Origin of the sequence: Streptosporangium sp. NPDC020072, assembly GCF_040631445.1 — a bacterium.
GTDB lineage: Bacteria > Actinomycetota > Actinomycetes > Streptosporangiales > Streptosporangiaceae > Streptosporangium.
The window spans coordinates 182,612-199,786 of record NZ_JBEYAB010000009.1 but is presented as its reverse complement, the minus strand read 5'-3'; the positions used below and the strand labels follow the sequence as shown (position 1 = coordinate 199,786).

The following is a 17,175-nucleotide window of genomic DNA, read 5'->3' as shown; positions in this document are numbered from 1 at the left end:
TTATGACTACTTCAAAACAACTCTTGCTTCCACGCGACCTCGTACCTAACATCTTAACCATGGTAAAAAAATCATTCAGGGCCGGAGCGTTGCGAGTTGGCGCATCGTTCATTCTCGCCCTAGGCCTCGGCCTCGGTTATCAGTCTGCGGCACACGCATATGTCCTTACAGGCGAGTACGCAGTAGACGAGGGCGAGATTCGATGGGTCGACAGCACCCGGTGGGATGACGCGCGCAAAAATGCCCATAGCGCCTGGAATGCACTCGGGTGCATTACGATAGCCGCCGACACCAGTGGAACGTATAGCGATATAGAATGGCTCGATTATTCAGAAAATGACGACACGTACGGCATCTACGATAATGACTCGATCGGAACGGACGAAATTTATTTAAACTCGTACTACATGTCCGGATTCAGCACTGCAAGAAGGCGTAACGTCGCCGCCCACGAGCTAGGGCATGCCCTTGGGCTCGGCCACGTGTCGAATGGATCAGCCCTGATGTACTACGACAATACAACAATTACGTCACCACAAACCGACGACAGAAACGGATACAGAGCCCAATGGTGCTGAAGGTGAAAATAGCACGCCCTGCCTTATATCAGGTGCTCGCTGGCTGCGTTGCGGGGGCGCTGACCGTCGGGGCGATCGGGGTGATCGCTCGCCCCGACTTCTCGGTAAGCCACGTTCACAGCCAGCGCGCCTTCGATTACTCCGATGAAAGAAAGCTCGCGGGATGGGCTGACAACGTTTTTATCGGACGCGTAACCGCCAAGACCGGACAGACTACGTATGGCACTACAGACATTCCAGTCACGCTTTGGAGTGTAGATGTCTCCGAAAGCCTGAAGGGCACCTTCACCGGTACGGTCACTGTAGCTCAGCGTGGCGGATATAACTCGTTGACCAACACTCTGAAAGTGTTCGAAGAGGACACCCTCCTCAGCGCTGGTCAAGAGTATCTGTTTGCAACTCGAGTCAACAGCGCCGGCCTGAACGTCTTAACCCCCAAATATGGGGACGTTCCGCTTTCAGGAGAGGCGAACAGTGTCGGAGAGGCAAACAGTCGGGCGGCAGTTCATGAGCGGTGGAAGAAGGCCATCGCAAATCAGGTGCCTCGCGATCAGCTTATCCCGAAGAATTAACGACAGCAGTCCGGCCTAAGTATCGACACCGCATAAATAATGCGAGAGCTTTACAGAGTGACCACTGACGAAAAAAGCCACCCGCCGTACCCAAAAAGCCATGAACCGAGTCATGTAGACAATAAGTATTGTACTCATTGAGCGGCACGGCAACCTTGTCTCCGCCCGAGCGGTGAACCGCAGCCGCATTGACTGATCGCCGATCCGAAAAAATTACCTTCCTGATCTTTAATTCGTGGTGATCGACAGTCGTGTGAGCGCGTAGGGTTCTGCGGTGTGTCCAGGTCACGCGGTATGTGCAGGGCGGTGGACTGACCGCTGTCCAACGAGCCAAGCGTGAGCAGGTACGGCTGCGCGCGGCCGAGTTGTTCGCCCGCGGATACACCGATAAGCAGGTGGCCAAAGAACTACGGGTCAGTCGGATGTCGGCCAACCGGTGGCGCCGGGCCTGGACCTGTGGTGGCTACGCGGCCCTGGCCTTCAAAGGCCCGGCGTCGCTGCCGCGGCTGAGCCAGGCGCGGTTCGCCCGGCTGGAGGCCGCGCCGCTACGAGGTCCGGCCGCACACGACTGGGGCGATCTGAACCGGCACATCTGCCCGGAGACGCGGCGCTTCATCGCCGACAACGATGACTGGCTGCGGGTCTTCCAGCTGCCGTCCTATGCTCCCGACCTCAATCCGGTGGAGGGCATCTGGTCCTGCTGAACCGCGGCGGGCCGGCCGACCTCGCCGCGGCAAGCCTGGATCACCTGGTGCGCGTGATCAAGCGGGGCTGAAGAAGATCCAGTACCGGCCGCATCTGATCGACGGCTGCCTGGCCGGGACCGGCCTGACTCTCAAGTCGTCGTAACCCCACGAACTAAAGATCAGTGATCGGCGGTCATACCTCTGCCCCTTTTTCCGACTTCCCTTTGCGCACCCTCCTGAACTGGGTCTTTACTCTCGGGTTGCTCATCGCCCTGAAGGGTTCGCGACGACCGCGTGCGCGGTCCGAGGCCGTAGACGGTGGGTCGCTCATCACCGTCACAGGCGGCGGCCGACGGTGAGAATGGCCAGCCAGTGGCGGGTCAGTCGGCCGTCCGGGCGTACGGCCAGCAGGCGGCGCACCTCCCCGTAGAGGTGTTCGCGCTTGGACGCCTGCATGGCGATGTGGCCGGAGAAGGTGTCCAGCAGCGCGATGTACTCCTCGGCGGTGTACCTCCGCGCCCACACATGGCGTCGCGTCCCGACGACCGCGAACTGTCCGGAGTCCTCGAACTCGGCCGCGGTCGGGTCGGGCTGTTCCTCGGGCGTCGGTGGTGGCCAGGCCGCGCCGTCGCCCTCCCCCATCTCGTCGTAGACCCGCTGGATCTCGGTGAAGAAGGGGTCGAAGTCCTCGGGGAAGGCGTGCTGGGCGTCCCACACGGCCAGGTGTCCCCCGGAGGGCAGCAGGGCGGCGGCTCTGTCGTACTTCAGCCGGGGGTCGATCCACTTCCACGCGGTGGCCGCGTAGAGAAGGTCGAAGGGGGCGACATCCCGTGGCCGCCAGGTCTCGAACGGGGCGGTGACCACCGAGACGGCGGGGAAGTCGCGTAGTTCGCGCCGCGCCTCCCCGGCGAGGGCCGCGCCGAGCTCGACCGCCGTGATCCGGAAGCCCAGCCTCGCCAGGGGGATGGTGGCCTTTCCCGGGCCGCAGCCGACTTCGAGCAGGTTCGCGGGCGGTTCGATCCCCGTCATCGTGAGCAGGTCGGTGTACAGATCGGCCGGATAGTCGGGACGCGCCCTCTGGTAGTCGGCGGCCACGGTGTCGAAGGTGGTTCGCAGGTGTTCTCGGGACATCTCCTCATTCTGGCGGACACACCGGGGACGGGAGAGCGCTCTTCCCCGAAGAAAACGTGAAGGCTAAAGGAAATGGCCGGCCGGGTGTTTTTCCGGGGGCGCGGGGAAGGGGGAATCGGCGCCGGGGAAAGGGGCTCCTCGGCCTGGCTTCTGCACGCTCCGCTCCGCGTGCCCGGGAGAAGTGGGGCCACCTCCTCATGGAACGTTCCTGTCCGGAAACCGGACAGGTCATCACCCGAGGGCGTTGCAGCAGATTACCGACGTTTGGGGAGGTCAGGGGAGGGGCGGAGCGTCCTCCACATGCCAATCGGCGTCCGAGGATAAAAGTTGTCGCCACATGCACAGTCAGGGTCGGATGACAACGGACCCAAATGATTGACAGAGGCGCCGTTAAACACACGTACAGTGATCGTTAATGCTCAAGGCGTGCTCAACGGACCACATAATCGCAGGTCAGAGGCCATTTTTCAACGCCCCGTTCAGCGGGCGAAAGCCCGTCCACAGCACCCGAGATGTCCGACATATATGCATATATCACCTTGTTTACAGCTTTCGGCGACGAAGGTGTTGACGGTGACACCGCCGTCGGAATACTCTCCGGAACGTCAAGAGCGCTCTTAACCGTCCCTCAACGAAGCGTTCATCACCCAGCGGCGTCTTCGGTTGCGCAGAATTAGTTTTCCGCACCCAGAAAACATGCGAATAAGGAATGTCAAGGTGTTTCCCATAACCGTCTTCGGGGCCACAGAGGAAAGTCAGAAGATCTCATGATAAGGCCCGTCGTGGCCATTACCGGAGGTGCCGGATTTCTCGGCTCGCATCTTTGCGAGCGATTTCTGGCCGAGGGGTACCAGGTCATCTGCATTGACAACTTCCTCACCGGGGCCGTCGCCAACGTCGAACACCTCATGACCGACGGACACTTCCGCCTGGTACGCGCGGACGTCTCCGAGCATCTGGCCGTCGTGGGAAGGGTGGACGCCGTCCTCCACTTCGCCTCCCCCGCCTCGCCCATCGACTATCTCCGGCTCCCCATCGACACGCTGCGGGTCGGCTCGAACGGCACGTACAACGCCCTCGAACTGGCCAGGGAGAAGGGCGCGCGGTTCGTCCTCGCCTCGACCTCCGAGGCGTACGGCGACCCGCAGGTCCACCCGCAGCCGGAGACCTACTGGGGCAACGTGAACCCGGTCGGCCCACGTGGTGTCTACGACGAGGCCAAGCGCTTCGCCGAGGCCATGACCATGGCCTTCCACAGGGCGCACGGTGTGGACACCGCGATCCTGCGGATCTTCAACACGTTCGGTCCGAGGATGCGGCCCTTCGACGGCCGCGCGATCCCGACGTTCGTCAGGCAGGCGCTGCTCGGCGAGCCGATCACGGTCGCCGGGGACGGCAGCCAGACCAGGTCGATCTGCTACGTGGACGATCTGGTCGAGGGAGTCTTCCGGGTGCTCAACTCGGACATGCCCGGCCCGGTCAACATCGGCAACCCGCACGAGATCTCCATGCTCGACCTCGCCGAGTGGATCAGGGAGCTCACCGGCACCGCCTCGCAGGTCACGTTCGTGCCCCGGCCGCAGGACGACCCCGAGATCCGCCGTCCCGACATCACGCTCGCCACGACCCGTCTCGGCTGGGCGCCGAGGACGCCGGTCGAGCAGGGGCTGCGGCAGACCATCGCCTGGTTCCAGGAGCATCCGCGGCTGTGGAGCGTCGAGAACCTGGCCGGAGCGGTCTCCTAGGACGAAGGCATGAGCACCACGAGGACCGGCTACGCCGACCTGTTCCAGCAGGATCACACCCAGCCGCACTGGGCCTACCACTACGCGCGACGCCTGATCGACCGGCACGGCCCCGAGCGGCGGGTGGTGATCCAGACCAGCATGTCGCCGACGGGCTGGTTCCACGTCGGCAACTTCCGCGACACCGCCTGCGCCTACCTGGTGCACCGCGCGCTGGAACGGCTCGGGCGCAGGTCGTCGATCCTGCTCAGCTTCGACGACTACGACCCGGTGCGGCCGGCCCAGGCCGCGGCCCAGTCCGAACTGGCCGGGTACGGGACGCGTCCGCTGGGCGCGGTGACCGAGCGCAGCAGGCGGATCTGCCGTCGCTACATCGACGAGCTGAAGCGGATGGGCATCTGTCCCGCCGAGGCCGACGCCGACGGCCGTACCCCGGCCGGTTCTCCCTGGCAGACCCACTACCAGTACGAACGTTACCTGTCCGGCACCTACGTGCCCCTGCAGCGCCGCTACCTGCGCGGTGCCAGGAAGCTCGCCAAGCTGCTGGACCAGGCCCCCGAGCACCTGTTCACGGTCTACTGCGAGCAGTGCGGCCGGGGCAGCACCCGTAACCTGCGGCTCGGCCACGACCGGGTGCGGTACGCCTGCGAGTCCTGCGGCGCGCTCGCCACCACCAGGCGCGTCGAACTGGTCAAGCCCTCCTGGGCGCTGGACTGGACGCTGCGGGTGACCCACGAGCGCATCGACTGCGAACCCGCAGGTCAGGACCACTGCAGCGCGGGCAGCACGATGGACCGCACCCAGCCGATCTACCGCGGTTACCTGCGCGCGCACCAGCCGGTGATCGTGCCGTACGGCCTCGTCCGCCAGCTCGGCGACCGGGGCAAGGTCTCCGGCTCCCGGGGCGGCGGCATGACGGTCGGCGACCTGCTGCGGGTGATGCCGCCCCGGCTCGTCCTGTTCCTGTACGGCAGGCCGAACTGCCTGTCCGACATGCGGCTCGGTCTCGACCGGGCCTCCTTCCTGGGCGCCTACGACGCCTACGACCGGTTCCTGGCCGAGGTGCGCGAGGGCGACCCGAAGGCCGTCGCGCTCCACGAGCTCATCGACGGGGACGGCGACACCGCCCCGCTGCCCCGGATGCGGGCCGTACTCGGGCTGCTGCACTCGCACAGCTACGACGCCGAGCGGGTCGTCGCCCTGACCGGGGGGACCCCGGAGGTCGCCGAGCGGGTCGGGCACGCCCTGGCCTGGCTGGCCGGGTACGGGCGGTGCTGGATCGACGAGGTCTCCGACGCCGAACCCGGCCCGCTCCTGGCCGGGGACGCGCTGCCGGAACGCTGGGACCGCGCCTCCTACCGGGACCTCTACCTGACGTTGTTCGGCACCGAGTCCGGTCCGCCGCTGCGGCGGCTCGACAGGACGTTCGGCCGGGACGCGGTCGTCGCCGCCGTCCACGCCTACCGTGACCGTGCCGAACGCCCGCTGCGTGAGCGGGTGCTGGGCCGGCTCAGGCCAGGTGATCCCGGTGCGCGCTGAGATCATCGACCCCACGACCGAGCCGGTGCCCGCCGACTGGGAGATCTTCCGCAAGCAGGAGGGTCTGATCGCGGCCTGGCAGGCACGGGCGCTCACCGCGATCGCCTGGTGCTCGACCAGCCCGGTCTACCTGGGCGTCGTACGGCAGGGCGGCCAGGTGGTCTGCCTGTTCACCGGCTCGGCCGACGGGCCGTCACGGCGGCGCGGGTACGCCGAGCCCGGCTCCATGCCGCCGGTCGGGTGGTTCGACTGCCACCTGCCGGTCGGGTTCACCGGCGGGTTCGCCTTCGCCGCCGACCTGTCCGTCGCGGAGCGGGCCGAGGCGGCCGCCGCGTTCGAGAAGGCGGTGCGCCGCAGGCTGGGCAGGCGCTGCCTGGGCGTGCTGTACCGGCAGGTCACCGCCGAGACGATGCCCGTGTTCGGCCGCCGGTTCCGGCCCAGGATCACCACGGCGCCCAACACGTTGCTGCGCAACCGCTGGGCGAGCCTGGACGACTACTTCGCCGACCTGCCGCGTGACCGGCGGCGCAGGCTGCTGCGGATCCACACCGAGGCGTCCGAACGGACCCGGGTGCTGCGGGGAACCTGCGGCATCGACGCCGCACGGGCCAGCGCGCTGGCCTGCGCCACCGTGCGCAAGCACAGCCCGTACGCCCCGCCCCTGCCCGTGCGCTACTTCGAGGCGCTCGGCGGGGAGGAGGGGGTGCGTTACTTCGGGCACCTCGACGGGGACCGGCTGCTGTCCTTCGACCTGACCTTCGACGACGGCAGGCGGCTGGTCACCACGGTGAACGGCTCGCTCGACGTGCGGGACGGCGGACGGCGCGATCTCTACTTCGACCTGTACCTGCGGGAGATCGACTACATGATCTCGCACGGCCGTGAGGGCTGCGAGTTCGGCAAGGGCATGGCCGAGCTGAAACAGCGGTTCGGCAGCGAGCTCGTCCCCCAGTCCCTGGTGATCGCCGCCTGGTGACCCAGAGCGTTTCAGAGAGGAAGAACCATGGAGTTCCCCCAGGCGCTTGACGCGCACCTGACGGCGATCCGCTCCCGTGACCTGGACGGATACCTGGAGACCGTGCACCCGGACGCGACGGTGATCCTGCCGAACGGGACGTTCCTGCGGGGTAAGGACGCCGTCGCCGAGTTCCACACCTCGTGGTTCGGCGACCCCGACTGGTCGCTGCGAACCGAGACCGTCCGCATCTCGACGGCGGGTGAGTCGGCGTTCGCGCTGCTCTCCGTGGTCTACGACGACCTGGACCCCGAGGGCAAGCCGTACCAGAAGGAGTACTACCTGACGCTGTACTTCACGCTGGTCGAGGGCCGGTGGCTGCTCCTGCACGACCAGAACACCTTCTGCTGACATGTGGACTCGGGGGTTCTCGGAAAGGGCCTGGGAGCGGGGGTACCGGGAGACGGTGGCGCGGGCGTTCGCGGCCGTGCCGTACTACCGGGAGATGTGGGCCGTGGCGGGCGCGCGGCTCGACGAGCCCGAGGCGACGCCGGTGACGCGGCTCGACACGGTGCTCGACCGGCTGTATCCGCTGGACGCGCCGTACGTGCGGCGGCGGGAGGAGCCGCTGTGGGTCGGGGAGCCCGCGGAGCTGTTCGAGGCGCTCGAACTGACCGGCGCCCATCGGCGCGACCTGCCGCTGTTCGAGGTACGGACGTCCCTGCTGGACTGGGAGCGGATCGGTCCCGGCGGGGGGCGCTACCACGTCGTGCTCAGCGCGTCCGCCGAGGTCGCCGACCCGGAGCTCCGGCAGGGGCAGTTGCGGGCGCTGCGGGAGGCCCGTGATCCCGGGCTGCTCGCCGACGCCGCGCAGCTCACCGAACTGGACGGCGGGACGGCCGGGGCCCGGGTCTTCCTGCGCCGCTCCCCCGGCGAGGTCGTCGAGGACGGTGCGGCCGCAGAGGTCACCGAGGTCGTGCACGACGAACGGCTCGGCTACCTGGGCGCACGGCACCGGGGCTGTGGCCGTACGCACCTGAACTGGCGGCGGGTCCACGCGCGGACCGGTGGGTCGGGGCCGCTGTTCACGATGACGCGGCGGCGCAGGCCGACGCTGGCGAACATCACCCTGCCCGGCACCACCCACCTCACCGTCGGCCGCTGCGCCGAGCACGGCACGCCGACCCTGGACGGGGGGTCGCGATGAGCAGGCTGCGCTCGACGATCAGTCTCGCGCCCGTCGCCTACAACCTGGCCATGATCCGCAGGCAGGAGCGCCTGCCCCACGCCGAGCAGCTGCGGATCCAGTCCCGGCTGCTGCGCGAGCTGGTACGGCACGCCCACGCCGACGTCCCGCACTACCGCAGGACGCTCACCGCCGCCCAGGTCGAGGGGGTGCGCACCGCCCACGACCTGGCCGGCCTGCCGACGCTCGACCGGCTCACCCTGCACGACGCCCCCGCGCGGGACATGCTCGCGGCCGGTTTCACCACGGAGAACACCCGGGCCGCCACGACCAGCGGTTCCTCCGGCATCCCGATCACGGTCCGCAACTCGGAACGCGACCTGGGGTACCTGCGGGCGACCTACCTGCAGGACATGCTGGCCAACGGGCTGCGCCCGACCGACCGCATCGCCTACTTCCGGGTCATGTCGTTCCTGCGGCACCCGCTGGAGCGGTTCGGCATCCTGCGCAACCACCACATTCGCACCGACCGGCCGCTGGACGAGCAGGTCGAGGCGTTCCTCGCGGCCAGGCCGACGTTCCTGATCGGCTTCCCCAACGTCATCGCCAGCATCGTGGACGAGCTGAAGCGGCGCGGTGTCACCCACGAGGGCGTCAGGACCGTGCTGTTCGGCGGGGAGCGGCTCACCCCGACCGCCCGCGCCCACGTTCTCGACTACTTCGGCGCCTCCCACCGGGAGGTGTACGCCTCGGTCGAGGTCTTCACGATCGCCCGTACCTGCCCGGCGGGCAGCATGCACCTGCGCACCTCCGACCTGGTCGTCGAGGTCGAGCACGACGACGGGACCGTCTCCGTCGAGGACGGCGTCGGGGAGATCCTGGTGACCAGGCTGCGCAGCGAGGCGATGCCGCTGATCCGCTACCGGCTCGGTGACCGGGTGCGGATCTCCCCCAACGACTGCCCCTGCGGGGTCGCGACCACCCCGATCGTGCGGGAGGTCGTCGGCCGCAGTCAGGACCGCATCGTCGCCGCCGACGGCAGGCGTTACTACGGCGACTTCATCTCCACCGTCATCCAGGATTTCTCCCAGGTCGTCCGGCTGCAGATACTCCAGCCGCGACCGGGGGCGGTCGAGGTGCTGGTGATCCTGTCCGGGGACGCGCCCGACGACGTGACAGCCGACATCGAGCGGGAGGTCCGGCGCAGAGCGCCCGGCCTGGACGTCACCGTACGGCGCACACATCGGATCACTCCAGAAGCCAACGGAAAGATCAAGCTTGTGAAGGTGCTCACTCCCACCGGAGAACGTGCGCCTTCCGGGGGTCCTGCCTCAGCGGAGGGCGGACCGTTACCACAGAAAGGTCGGATGTCAGATGTCGCTGAAGGAAACGATTGACCAGCGTCTCGCCGAGCACCTGGAGACCACCTACACCGACGAGCACGCCGTGCGTAAACTCTCGCAGCACTTCCGCCGTGAGGGCTACGTGAAGCTGCCCGAGCTGGTCTCCAAGGACCTGTTCCAGGAGGTCAGCACGGAGGTCCACCGGCTGCTCGACCTGCACGAGAAGCGGATCGACATCCAGCTCGCCGAGACGGGTAACTCCCCCCGTTACATGAGCACGATCAGCCAGCAGGCCATCGCCAAGGACAGCGAGCTCATCCCCGCCGTCTACGAGTCGCAGGCGCTGATGGGCTTCCTGTCCAGGATCGCGGCCCAGCCGGTTCTGCAGTGCCCGTGGGAGGAGGAGAAGTACATCGCCATCCGCCAGCACAAGCAGGGTGACACACACGGCTGGCACTGGGGTGACTTCAGCTTCACCGTGATCTGGATCATCGAGGCCCCGGAGGCCAAGTACGGCGGCCAGCTCCAGTGTGTCCCGCACACCGACTGGAACAAGCAGGACCCGCGCGTCGAGGAGTACCTCCAGGCCCACCCGATCAGGACCTGGGGACACGTCACCGGCGACCTGTACTTCCTGCGGTCCGACACCACGTTGCACCGCACCATCCCGCTGAACGCGGACAAGACCCGCATCATCCTCAACACCTGCTGGGGCAGTGAGTCCGACAGCAAGAAGGAAGCCACCCACGAGACCATGCACGCGATGTTCGACTGACCGATGGCCGACTCCGTGCGTTCGATGGACACACGGGTGAAGCGGGGGGCGGGCCGTGTCCCGCCCCCCGGCATCACCGCGATGGTCCCCTGCTACAACGAGATCGCCTGCGTCGATCGTGCCTACCGGGAGATCCGGGCCGAACTGTCGAGGTACGACGACGTCGAGCTGCTGTTCGTCGACGACGGCAGCACCGACGGCACGCTTGAGGCGATCAAGGGGTTCGCCGCCGAGGACCCCCAGGTGAAGTACATCTCCTTCGCCAGGAACTTCGGTCTTGAGGCGGCCTTCTCCGCGGGGTTCAAGTACGCCTCGAAACCGTGGACGGTCCAGTTCGACGCCGACCTGCAGTCGCCGCCGCACGAGATGCACCGTCTGGTGGACAAGGCGCTCGAAGGGTACGACGTGGTCTTCGCCGTACGCGAGAACCGGCAGGACCCGTGGCACCGGCGGCTCGGCACCTGGGCTCACCAGACGATCGCCAGGAAGTGGCTGGGCATCGAGCTGCCCCAGGGGGCGTCGGTGTTCCGGATCGTCCGCACGAGCGTGGCGCACAAGGTGGTGGACAGCAGGCTGTCCACGCCGTACTTCATCGCCACCGCGCCGTTGCTCGGCGCCCGCTACACCACGTTGCCCACCGCGCACCAGCCCCGCCTCGACGGCCAGGGCAAGTGGAATCTGCGCAAGCTGTTCTCGCACGCCGTCGAACTGTTCTTCGGGTTCTCGTTCCGGCCGCTGACCTGGCTGATCGGCCTGTCCGCGGCGGTGATGGCCATCGGTACGGCGGTGCTCGCGCTGGCACTCGCCGGAGGGCTCGGGGCCGTCGCGGTCGAACTGGCCGGGCTGACGGCCGTACTGGTCACCCTCGCCCTGCTGATGGTGATCGCGCGTTACCTCGTGCGGGTGATGCGGGTGCAGGCCATCGGCGTGCCCCGCTACCAGATCCGGGAGGCCAACATCCCGATCCGCGCGCAGGAAGCCCTCTACGGCTACGAGACACCCGACGTCAGCGGTCACTTCAGGGAACCAGAGGTCTGGGAGGACGCCAGTTGAGAAACCTCATCGTGCTCGGCGGGGGCGAGGACCAGATCCCCGCGTACCGGGAGGGCCGCAGGCTCGGCTACCGGGTGATCGGCGTCGACCAGCGCCCCGACGCGCTCGGCGCCGCCGAGGCCGACCACTTCCTCTGCATGACCAGCAGGGACCCCGAGGGCATCGCCCGCGCCCTGGGGCCGATCGAGGTCGCGGCCGTCATCTCCCCCGCCAGCGACGCCGCCCAGGAGTCGGTCGCCGAGCTGAGCCGCATCTACCGGACCGCGCACCAGGTCGCGCCGGACGCGCTGCGCTGCTCGGTCGACAAGGGCTTCTTCCGTGAGGTGGTCGCCCGGGTCGGGCTGCCCACCTACCGGCACGTCCAGCACGACGACGTGGACAGCCTCATGGCGGCGGCGGCCGAACTGGGCTACCCGCTGATCGTCAAGCCCGCCGACTCCTCCGGCAGCAAGGGGATCACCGTCCTCGACGACCCCGCCGACCTGCCGGGGGCGATCGAGCACGCCCGCAAGTACTCCTTCTCCCGGCAGGTGATCCTGGAGGAGCTGATCGAGGGCAGGCACGGCGCCGTCGAGTGCTTCCTCGCCGGGGGCGAGCTGGCGTTCATGGCGGTGACCGACCGGGTCATCACCGGGCCGCCCGCGATGATCAGCGTGGCGCACACCGTCCCGGCCGACCTCGACGAGGACGTCCACACGCGGCTGCGCGAGGCGGTCGTCGCGATCTGCGCCGAGGTCGGGCACCGGCAGGGGCCGGTCAACCTCGACTTCGTGCTCACCCCGACCGGCGACATCCACCTCATCGAGATGGGCGCCAGGCTCGGCGGCAACGGCATGCCGCTGATGGTCAGGCACGCCTTCGGGCTGAACACCGTCGAGGCCGCCATCCGGCTGGCCCTCGGCGAGCCGCTGACGATCGACGTCACCGAGCACCGTACGGCGACGCTGCGGATCCTGGCGGCCGAGACCGACGGGACGCTCACCGCCGTCGAGGGGCTCGACGCCCTGCGGCGGATGCCCGAGGTCGTCGAGGTGCAGGTGTTCAAGGCACCCGGCGACCACGTGAACGCCTACACGCAGGCAGGACACAAACTTGGCTACCTGGTGATGGTGGCCGACACGCGCGAGGCGCTCGACGAGGCCGTCGACCGGGCTCTGCGCACCCTCCGATTCGAGATCGAGCCTGACACGAGAGGTCAACGATGCTCCCCCGCAAGCCCCTCGGCTTCCTGATATTCGTCGCGCTGGCCGTCGCCGCCGCCGCCTTCGTCTGGTTCGGCCTGCCGCACGACCGGGAGGTGAAGTCACTCGGGCTGTTCCTGGTGAAGCTGCTGCCGTTCGTCTTCGCCACCGAGGCCCTGGCCAGGCTCGACGTGGACTGGGCCAAGCGGCTCAAGCTTCCGCTGATCACGCTGCCGGTGGCGTTCCTGGTGTTCTTCCTCTACTTCGTGCCGAAGATCTTCTTCTACGGCGGTGTGGAGACCGGGACCAGGGAGTCCTTCTACGCGCTGTACTACCACGTGCTCACGCTGACCCCGCTGATCATCCTGACGATCACGCTGGCCAACCGGCTCGGCGGCGGCACCGCGGCCCTCACCCGCAGGCTCGCCTACGGCATGCTGCTGCTGATGCTGTCCGGCCTTGAGGACTTCGCCTTCCTCACGGTCAACGACCACACCGACCCGGCCTACGCCACCATCCCCGCCGTGTGGGACTGGGCCTCGCACATGACCGTGTTCATCGGCCACCCGCCGACCAGGAACGAGGCCTACGCCTTCATCATCGTGCACGTCATCCTGGCGCTGCTGGTGTTCTTCAGCCCCCAGCGCTGGTGGGACGCGCTGGCCAACCGGGTCAGGCCGCGCGGGACGCGGTCGGAGAGCGCGTAACGATGCTGGTCCGGGAGGCGGCATACATACCGCTCACCATCGCCCGGCAGTACGGCGGCGCGGCCGGGCTGCGCCGCCGTCAGCTCAACGGGCTCAACCGGATGCTCGACGTGGCCCGTACCCGGGTGCCCTACTACCGCGACGACCCCCGCTACGCCGGAGGGCCGCTGCGGAGCCTGGCCGACCTGGCACGCCTTCCGGTGCTGGACAAGCAGGTGCTCCGCGACGAGCCGCTCGAACGCATGCTCGCCGACGGCGTCGACCTGGACGACTGCCTGTCCTTCCAGACCAGCGGGAGCACCGGGCGCCGGGTCAGGATCGTGCACGACCAGGACAGCCACGACTACCACATGGCCGCCTGCGTGCGCCGGTTCCTGGCGACCGGCCGCTACCTGCCGACCGACCGGCTCAGCCACATCCGCCCGTTCGCGCCGCCGGCCCGCATGTTCGAGAGGTTCAACCTGTTCCGCAGGCACGTGATCCTCTCCAACCGGCCGATGCGGGAGATCAAGGCGGAACTGCTGGCCAACCGGCCCAAGGTGCTGATCGGCTACCCGGTCCACCTGCGGGCGCTGCTGCGGGCACTCACCCCGGAGGAGATGGCACAGCTGCGCCGTACGCTGCGGATCGTCATGACCGAGTCCGAACTGCTGCTGCCCGAACACCGGAAACTGTTCCAGGAGCAGTTCGGCGCCCCGGTCTTCGACGAGTACTCGGCGTTCGAGGTGCTCAACGTCACCTACGACTGCCGTCACGGCCGCGCCCACCTGGGTGAGGACCGGGTGTACTGCGAGATCGTGGGCGACGACGGCGCCGTGCTGCCCGACGGGGAGCCGGGCAACGTCGTCGTGACGGCCTTCCTCGAACGGGCCATGCCGCTGGTCCGCTACAGGCTGGGCGACATCGGGTTCATCTCCCCGGAGCGCTGCCCCTGCGGGCGTCGTTTCCGCACCCTGCGGCTGACCACGGGGCGGAGCAACGACTACGTCACGCTCCCCTCGGGGGAGAAGCTCTACCCGGACGCGTTCCTGCACCTGGCCGCCACCCATCCCGGGGTCAGCGAGTGCTTCGTGCACCAGGACGCGACGGGCCTGGTGCGGGTGCACGTGGTCCCGGCGGACGAGGCGGGCGAGGAGGTGTACACGACCGTACGGCAGAAGCTGTTCACCCTGGCCGGAGGGGAGTTCCCGCTTGAGGTCGTGCCCGCGGAGACCGTACGGATCACCGTCGGGGGAAAGGGAAGGTTCGTCACCTCCGACTACGCCGCCCCCCTCACATGAGGCTGCCGGGGACTCCGAAGACACGGGCCCTGGTGATGCTGCTCGGCGGACGGGCGGCGTTCCGGGGCACCGTGCTGCTGTCCAACCTGGCGTTGCTGGCCGCCTGGGGGGCGAACGGGTACGCGGACTACGCCCAGGCCATGGGCAGCATGATGTTCCTGGCTCCCCTGGCCTCGATCGGCATCGAGAAGTGCGCGCTGAAGCTGATCCCGAGGCTGCGGCCGACCGTCGCCTCACTGCTGGTCGGCGTCTTCGTCACACTCTGCGCGCTGCTGCTGACCGTGGCGCTCACCGTGCTGGCGACCACGGTCGCCCTCGGTCACTCCGGCCACTGGGCGACCGCCGGGCTGGCCGGGCTGTACGCGATCTGCGTCGGCCTCACCCAGGTGATGGTCGGCCTGTCCAGGGCCCTCGGCAAGCCGAAACGGGACGTGGCCGCCCATCTGACGCTCTGCGTGGCGCTGGCCTGCTGGACGGTCGTGGTGGTCGTCCTCAAGGTCTCCCCGGTGACGTTCCTGACGTTGACCGTGGCCACGATGGCCACGGTCAACGTGGTGCTGCTGGTCATGCTGCGACCCCGGTTCGACGGGCTGCGGCGCCGTACGCTCGTGCGGGCCGCGATGCGGACGTCGCTGCTGATGGCGATCCCCGACCTGGTCGGCGGCCTGTCGATGAGCCTGCTGTTCGTGGCGCTCTCGGTGACCGGCGCGCGGGCCGAGAGCACCGGCCTCTACATGGCCTCCGTCGCCTCGGCCCTGTTGCTGAACGCCTTCTCCTACCTGCTGCGCGTCCTGCAGCCCGACGTCTCACGCTCCCTGAACCAGCGCGACCTGACCGCGACCTACGACCGGCTGTCGCGCTGGCTGCGGCTGCTGGTGCTGGCCGGGGTGGTGTACGTGCCGGCCGTACTGGCGCTGGCGCTGGCGGTGCTGCGGCCGTACGGCGGGGCCGGGGTCGTCATCGTCTACGCGGCGTGCGTGCCGGTCATCTTCGCGGTCGGCAGCGCCAACTACGTGATGGAGAACGCCAGCGCCGGGGCCCTGGCCGCGACCTCGGCGGGGGCGGCCGTCTCGCTGGTCGCGGTCGGGGCGCTGGCCTTCTCGATCGTGCCGTGGGCGGGCGCGCTCGGCGCGGTGACCGTGCTGGCCTTCGGCGAACTCGTCCACGCCCTGGTGATCCTGCGCTGGCTGCGCACCCTGGACAAGCCCGCGTCTCACATCCTCATCGGTGAAAGGAAGTAGTCCCATGACCTACACCTCGCTCGTCACCGGGGGTGCCGGGTTCATCGGCTCCCACGTAGCGGCCGACCTGCTCCGCGCCGGTCACCGGGTCGTGGTGCTCGACGACCTGTCCGGCGGGACCGCCGGGAACGTCCCGGCCGGTGCCCACTTCCACCAGGGCGACATCTGCGACCCGGGCGTGGTCGACGCCCTGTTCGCCGAGTGGAGGTTCGACCACGTGTTCCACCTGGCGGCCTACGCCGCCGAGGGACTCAGCCACTTCATCAAGCGCTACAACTACACCAACAACGTGGTCGGCAGCGTCAACCTCATCAACGCGGCCGTCAACTCCGGCAACGTCCGCTGCTTCGTCTTCACCTCCTCCATCGCCGTGTACGGCCACGCCGAACCGCCGATGACCGAGGACCTGATCCCCTCCCCGGTCGACCCGTACGGCATCGCCAAGTACGCCGTCGAGCAGGAACTGAAGGTCAGCCACGAGATGTTCGGCCTGCCGTACATCATCTTCCGCCCGCACAACGTGTACGGCGAGCGGCAGAACATCGGCGACCGCTACCGCAACGTCATCGGCATCTTCATGAACCAGATCCTGCGCGGCGAGGAGTGCGTCATCTTCGGCGACGGCGAGCAGACCAGGGCCTTCAGCCACATCGACGACGTGGCGCCGCCCATCGCCCGCTCGATCGAGAACCCCCGGGCCTACGGGCAGACCTTCAACATCGGGGGCGACACGCCGTACACCGTCAACGAGCTGGCCGAGGCGGTCGCCGCGGCGATGGGTGTCGAGGCGCGCGTGCGGCACGTCGAGGCCAGGCACGAGGTCGTGCACGCCTTCTCCTCGCACGACAGGGCCCGCGAGATCCTCGGCGTCGGCGCCGGCTCCGTCCCCCTGTCGGAAGGCCTCACCCAGATGGCCGCCTGGGCCAAGAAACACGGCCCCCAGGAGCCCTCGATCTTCTCCGGCATCGAGGTGTCCAAGAACATGCCCCCGTCCTGGCGGTCCGTCGTCACCTCCGACTGACCCTCCTTCCCCCCGAAGCGCCACCTCCGCGTGGCGCTTCGGCGTTTCTCCGGCGACGCGCCCGGGTGATGCTTCGGGGAAATCCCCTCACCGGCGCCCCCATGCGTGCGGTAAACACGGCTCAAAAATTGTCCGCAATATCCACTTATGCGTTGGTTTATGCCTACCGTGGGCACCATGGC

17 protein-coding genes are annotated in these 17,175 nt (G+C 67.9%); 16 read left to right on the top strand and 1 reads right to left on the bottom strand.

Going from position 1 to position 17,175, the window contains the following annotated elements:
- The first annotated feature begins 59 nt into the window (after positions 1-59).
- The 3 genes from ABZ470_RS22975 to ABZ470_RS22965 all read left to right on the top strand — a co-directional run bounded on the left by ABZ470_RS22975 (position 60) and on the right by ABZ470_RS22965 (position 1,854).
- A complete protein-coding gene (locus ABZ470_RS22975; RefSeq protein WP_362913660.1) occupies positions 60-578 on the top strand; it encodes a matrixin family metalloprotease in 519 nt (172 codons plus the stop codon).
- Positions 569-1,150 (top strand): hypothetical protein, encoded by a 582-nt coding sequence (locus ABZ470_RS22970; protein WP_362913658.1) that lies wholly within the window; start codon positions 569-571, stop codon positions 1,148-1,150. The genes ABZ470_RS22975 and ABZ470_RS22970 overlap by 10 nt, the downstream gene beginning before the upstream one ends.
- Before the next feature lie 296 nt (positions 1,151-1,446).
- The gene (locus ABZ470_RS22965) at positions 1,447-1,854 is read left to right on the top strand and encodes a helix-turn-helix domain-containing protein (RefSeq protein ID WP_362913656.1); all 408 of its coding nucleotides are present in this window, start codon (positions 1,447-1,449) and stop codon (positions 1,852-1,854) included.
- A 318-nt stretch (positions 1,855-2,172) separates the two neighbouring features.
- Here ABZ470_RS22965 and ABZ470_RS22960 read toward each other — a convergent pair whose 3' ends face one another.
- On the bottom strand, positions 2,173-2,967 hold the full coding sequence (locus tag ABZ470_RS22960; protein ID WP_362913654.1) for a methyltransferase domain-containing protein: 795 nt from the start codon (positions 2,965-2,967) through the stop codon (positions 2,173-2,175).
- Positions 2,968-3,734: 767 nt separating this feature from the next.
- On the opposite strand from ABZ470_RS22960, the gene ABZ470_RS22955 reads away from it, so the two are divergent.
- The 13 genes from ABZ470_RS22955 to ABZ470_RS22895 are packed head-to-tail and all read left to right on the top strand — an operon-like array spanning position 3,735 to position 16,993.
- Positions 3,735-4,712 carry a UDP-glucuronic acid decarboxylase family protein gene (locus ABZ470_RS22955; protein ID WP_352014354.1) on the top strand — a complete coding sequence of 326 codons (978 nt, stop codon included), beginning with the start codon at positions 3,735-3,737 and terminating at the stop codon, positions 4,710-4,712.
- Between the two features lie 9 nt (positions 4,713-4,721).
- Positions 4,722-6,251 (top strand): hypothetical protein, encoded by a 1,530-nt coding sequence (locus ABZ470_RS22950; protein ID WP_362913652.1) that lies wholly within the window; start codon positions 4,722-4,724, stop codon positions 6,249-6,251.
- The gene (locus ABZ470_RS22945; RefSeq protein ID WP_362913650.1) at positions 6,241-7,227 is read left to right on the top strand and encodes a hypothetical protein; all 987 of its coding nucleotides are present in this window, start codon (positions 6,241-6,243) and stop codon (positions 7,225-7,227) included. Before ABZ470_RS22950 ends, ABZ470_RS22945 begins: the two co-directional genes overlap by 11 nt.
- Before the next feature lie 27 nt (positions 7,228-7,254).
- Positions 7,255-7,617 carry an SgcJ/EcaC family oxidoreductase gene (locus ABZ470_RS22940; protein ID WP_352014357.1) on the top strand — a complete coding sequence of 121 codons (363 nt, stop codon included), beginning with the start codon at positions 7,255-7,257 and terminating at the stop codon, positions 7,615-7,617.
- A 1-nt stretch (position 7,618) separates the two neighbouring features.
- Complete coding sequence (locus ABZ470_RS22935; protein ID WP_362913648.1) at positions 7,619-8,413, top strand: hypothetical protein; 795 nt, start codon at positions 7,619-7,621, stop codon at positions 8,411-8,413.
- Positions 8,410-9,789: a hypothetical protein gene (locus ABZ470_RS22930; protein ID WP_362913646.1), complete on the top strand. Its 1,380-nt coding sequence runs from the start codon at positions 8,410-8,412 to the stop codon at positions 9,787-9,789. The genes ABZ470_RS22935 and ABZ470_RS22930 overlap by 4 nt, the downstream gene beginning before the upstream one ends.
- Positions 9,767-10,510, top strand: a complete 744-nt coding sequence (locus tag ABZ470_RS22925) for a hypothetical protein (protein WP_352014360.1) — start codon at positions 9,767-9,769, stop codon at positions 10,508-10,510. Before ABZ470_RS22930 ends, ABZ470_RS22925 begins: the two co-directional genes overlap by 23 nt.
- 24 nt (positions 10,511-10,534) lie before the next feature.
- Positions 10,535-11,563, top strand: coding sequence for a glycosyltransferase family 2 protein (locus ABZ470_RS22920; protein ID WP_362778411.1), 1,029 nt, complete (start codon positions 10,535-10,537; stop codon positions 11,561-11,563).
- Complete coding sequence (locus ABZ470_RS22915; protein WP_352014362.1) at positions 11,560-12,795, top strand: ATP-grasp domain-containing protein; 1,236 nt, start codon at positions 11,560-11,562, stop codon at positions 12,793-12,795. Before ABZ470_RS22920 ends, ABZ470_RS22915 begins: the two co-directional genes overlap by 4 nt.
- Positions 12,765-13,451, top strand: coding sequence for a hypothetical protein (locus tag ABZ470_RS22910; protein WP_362913644.1), 687 nt, complete (start codon positions 12,765-12,767; stop codon positions 13,449-13,451). The genes ABZ470_RS22915 and ABZ470_RS22910 overlap by 31 nt, the downstream gene beginning before the upstream one ends.
- 2 nt (positions 13,452-13,453) lie before the next feature.
- Complete coding sequence (locus ABZ470_RS22905) at positions 13,454-14,731, top strand: hypothetical protein (RefSeq protein ID WP_362913642.1); 1,278 nt, start codon at positions 13,454-13,456, stop codon at positions 14,729-14,731.
- Positions 14,728-15,972 carry a hypothetical protein gene (locus ABZ470_RS22900; RefSeq protein ID WP_362778417.1) on the top strand — a complete coding sequence of 415 codons (1,245 nt, stop codon included), beginning with the start codon at positions 14,728-14,730 and terminating at the stop codon, positions 15,970-15,972. The genes ABZ470_RS22905 and ABZ470_RS22900 overlap by 4 nt, the downstream gene beginning before the upstream one ends.
- 4 nt (positions 15,973-15,976) lie before the next feature.
- On the top strand, positions 15,977-16,993 hold the full coding sequence (locus ABZ470_RS22895; RefSeq protein ID WP_352014366.1) for an NAD-dependent epimerase/dehydratase family protein: 1,017 nt from the start codon (positions 15,977-15,979) through the stop codon (positions 16,991-16,993).
- Positions 16,994-17,175: the final 182 nt, after the last annotated feature.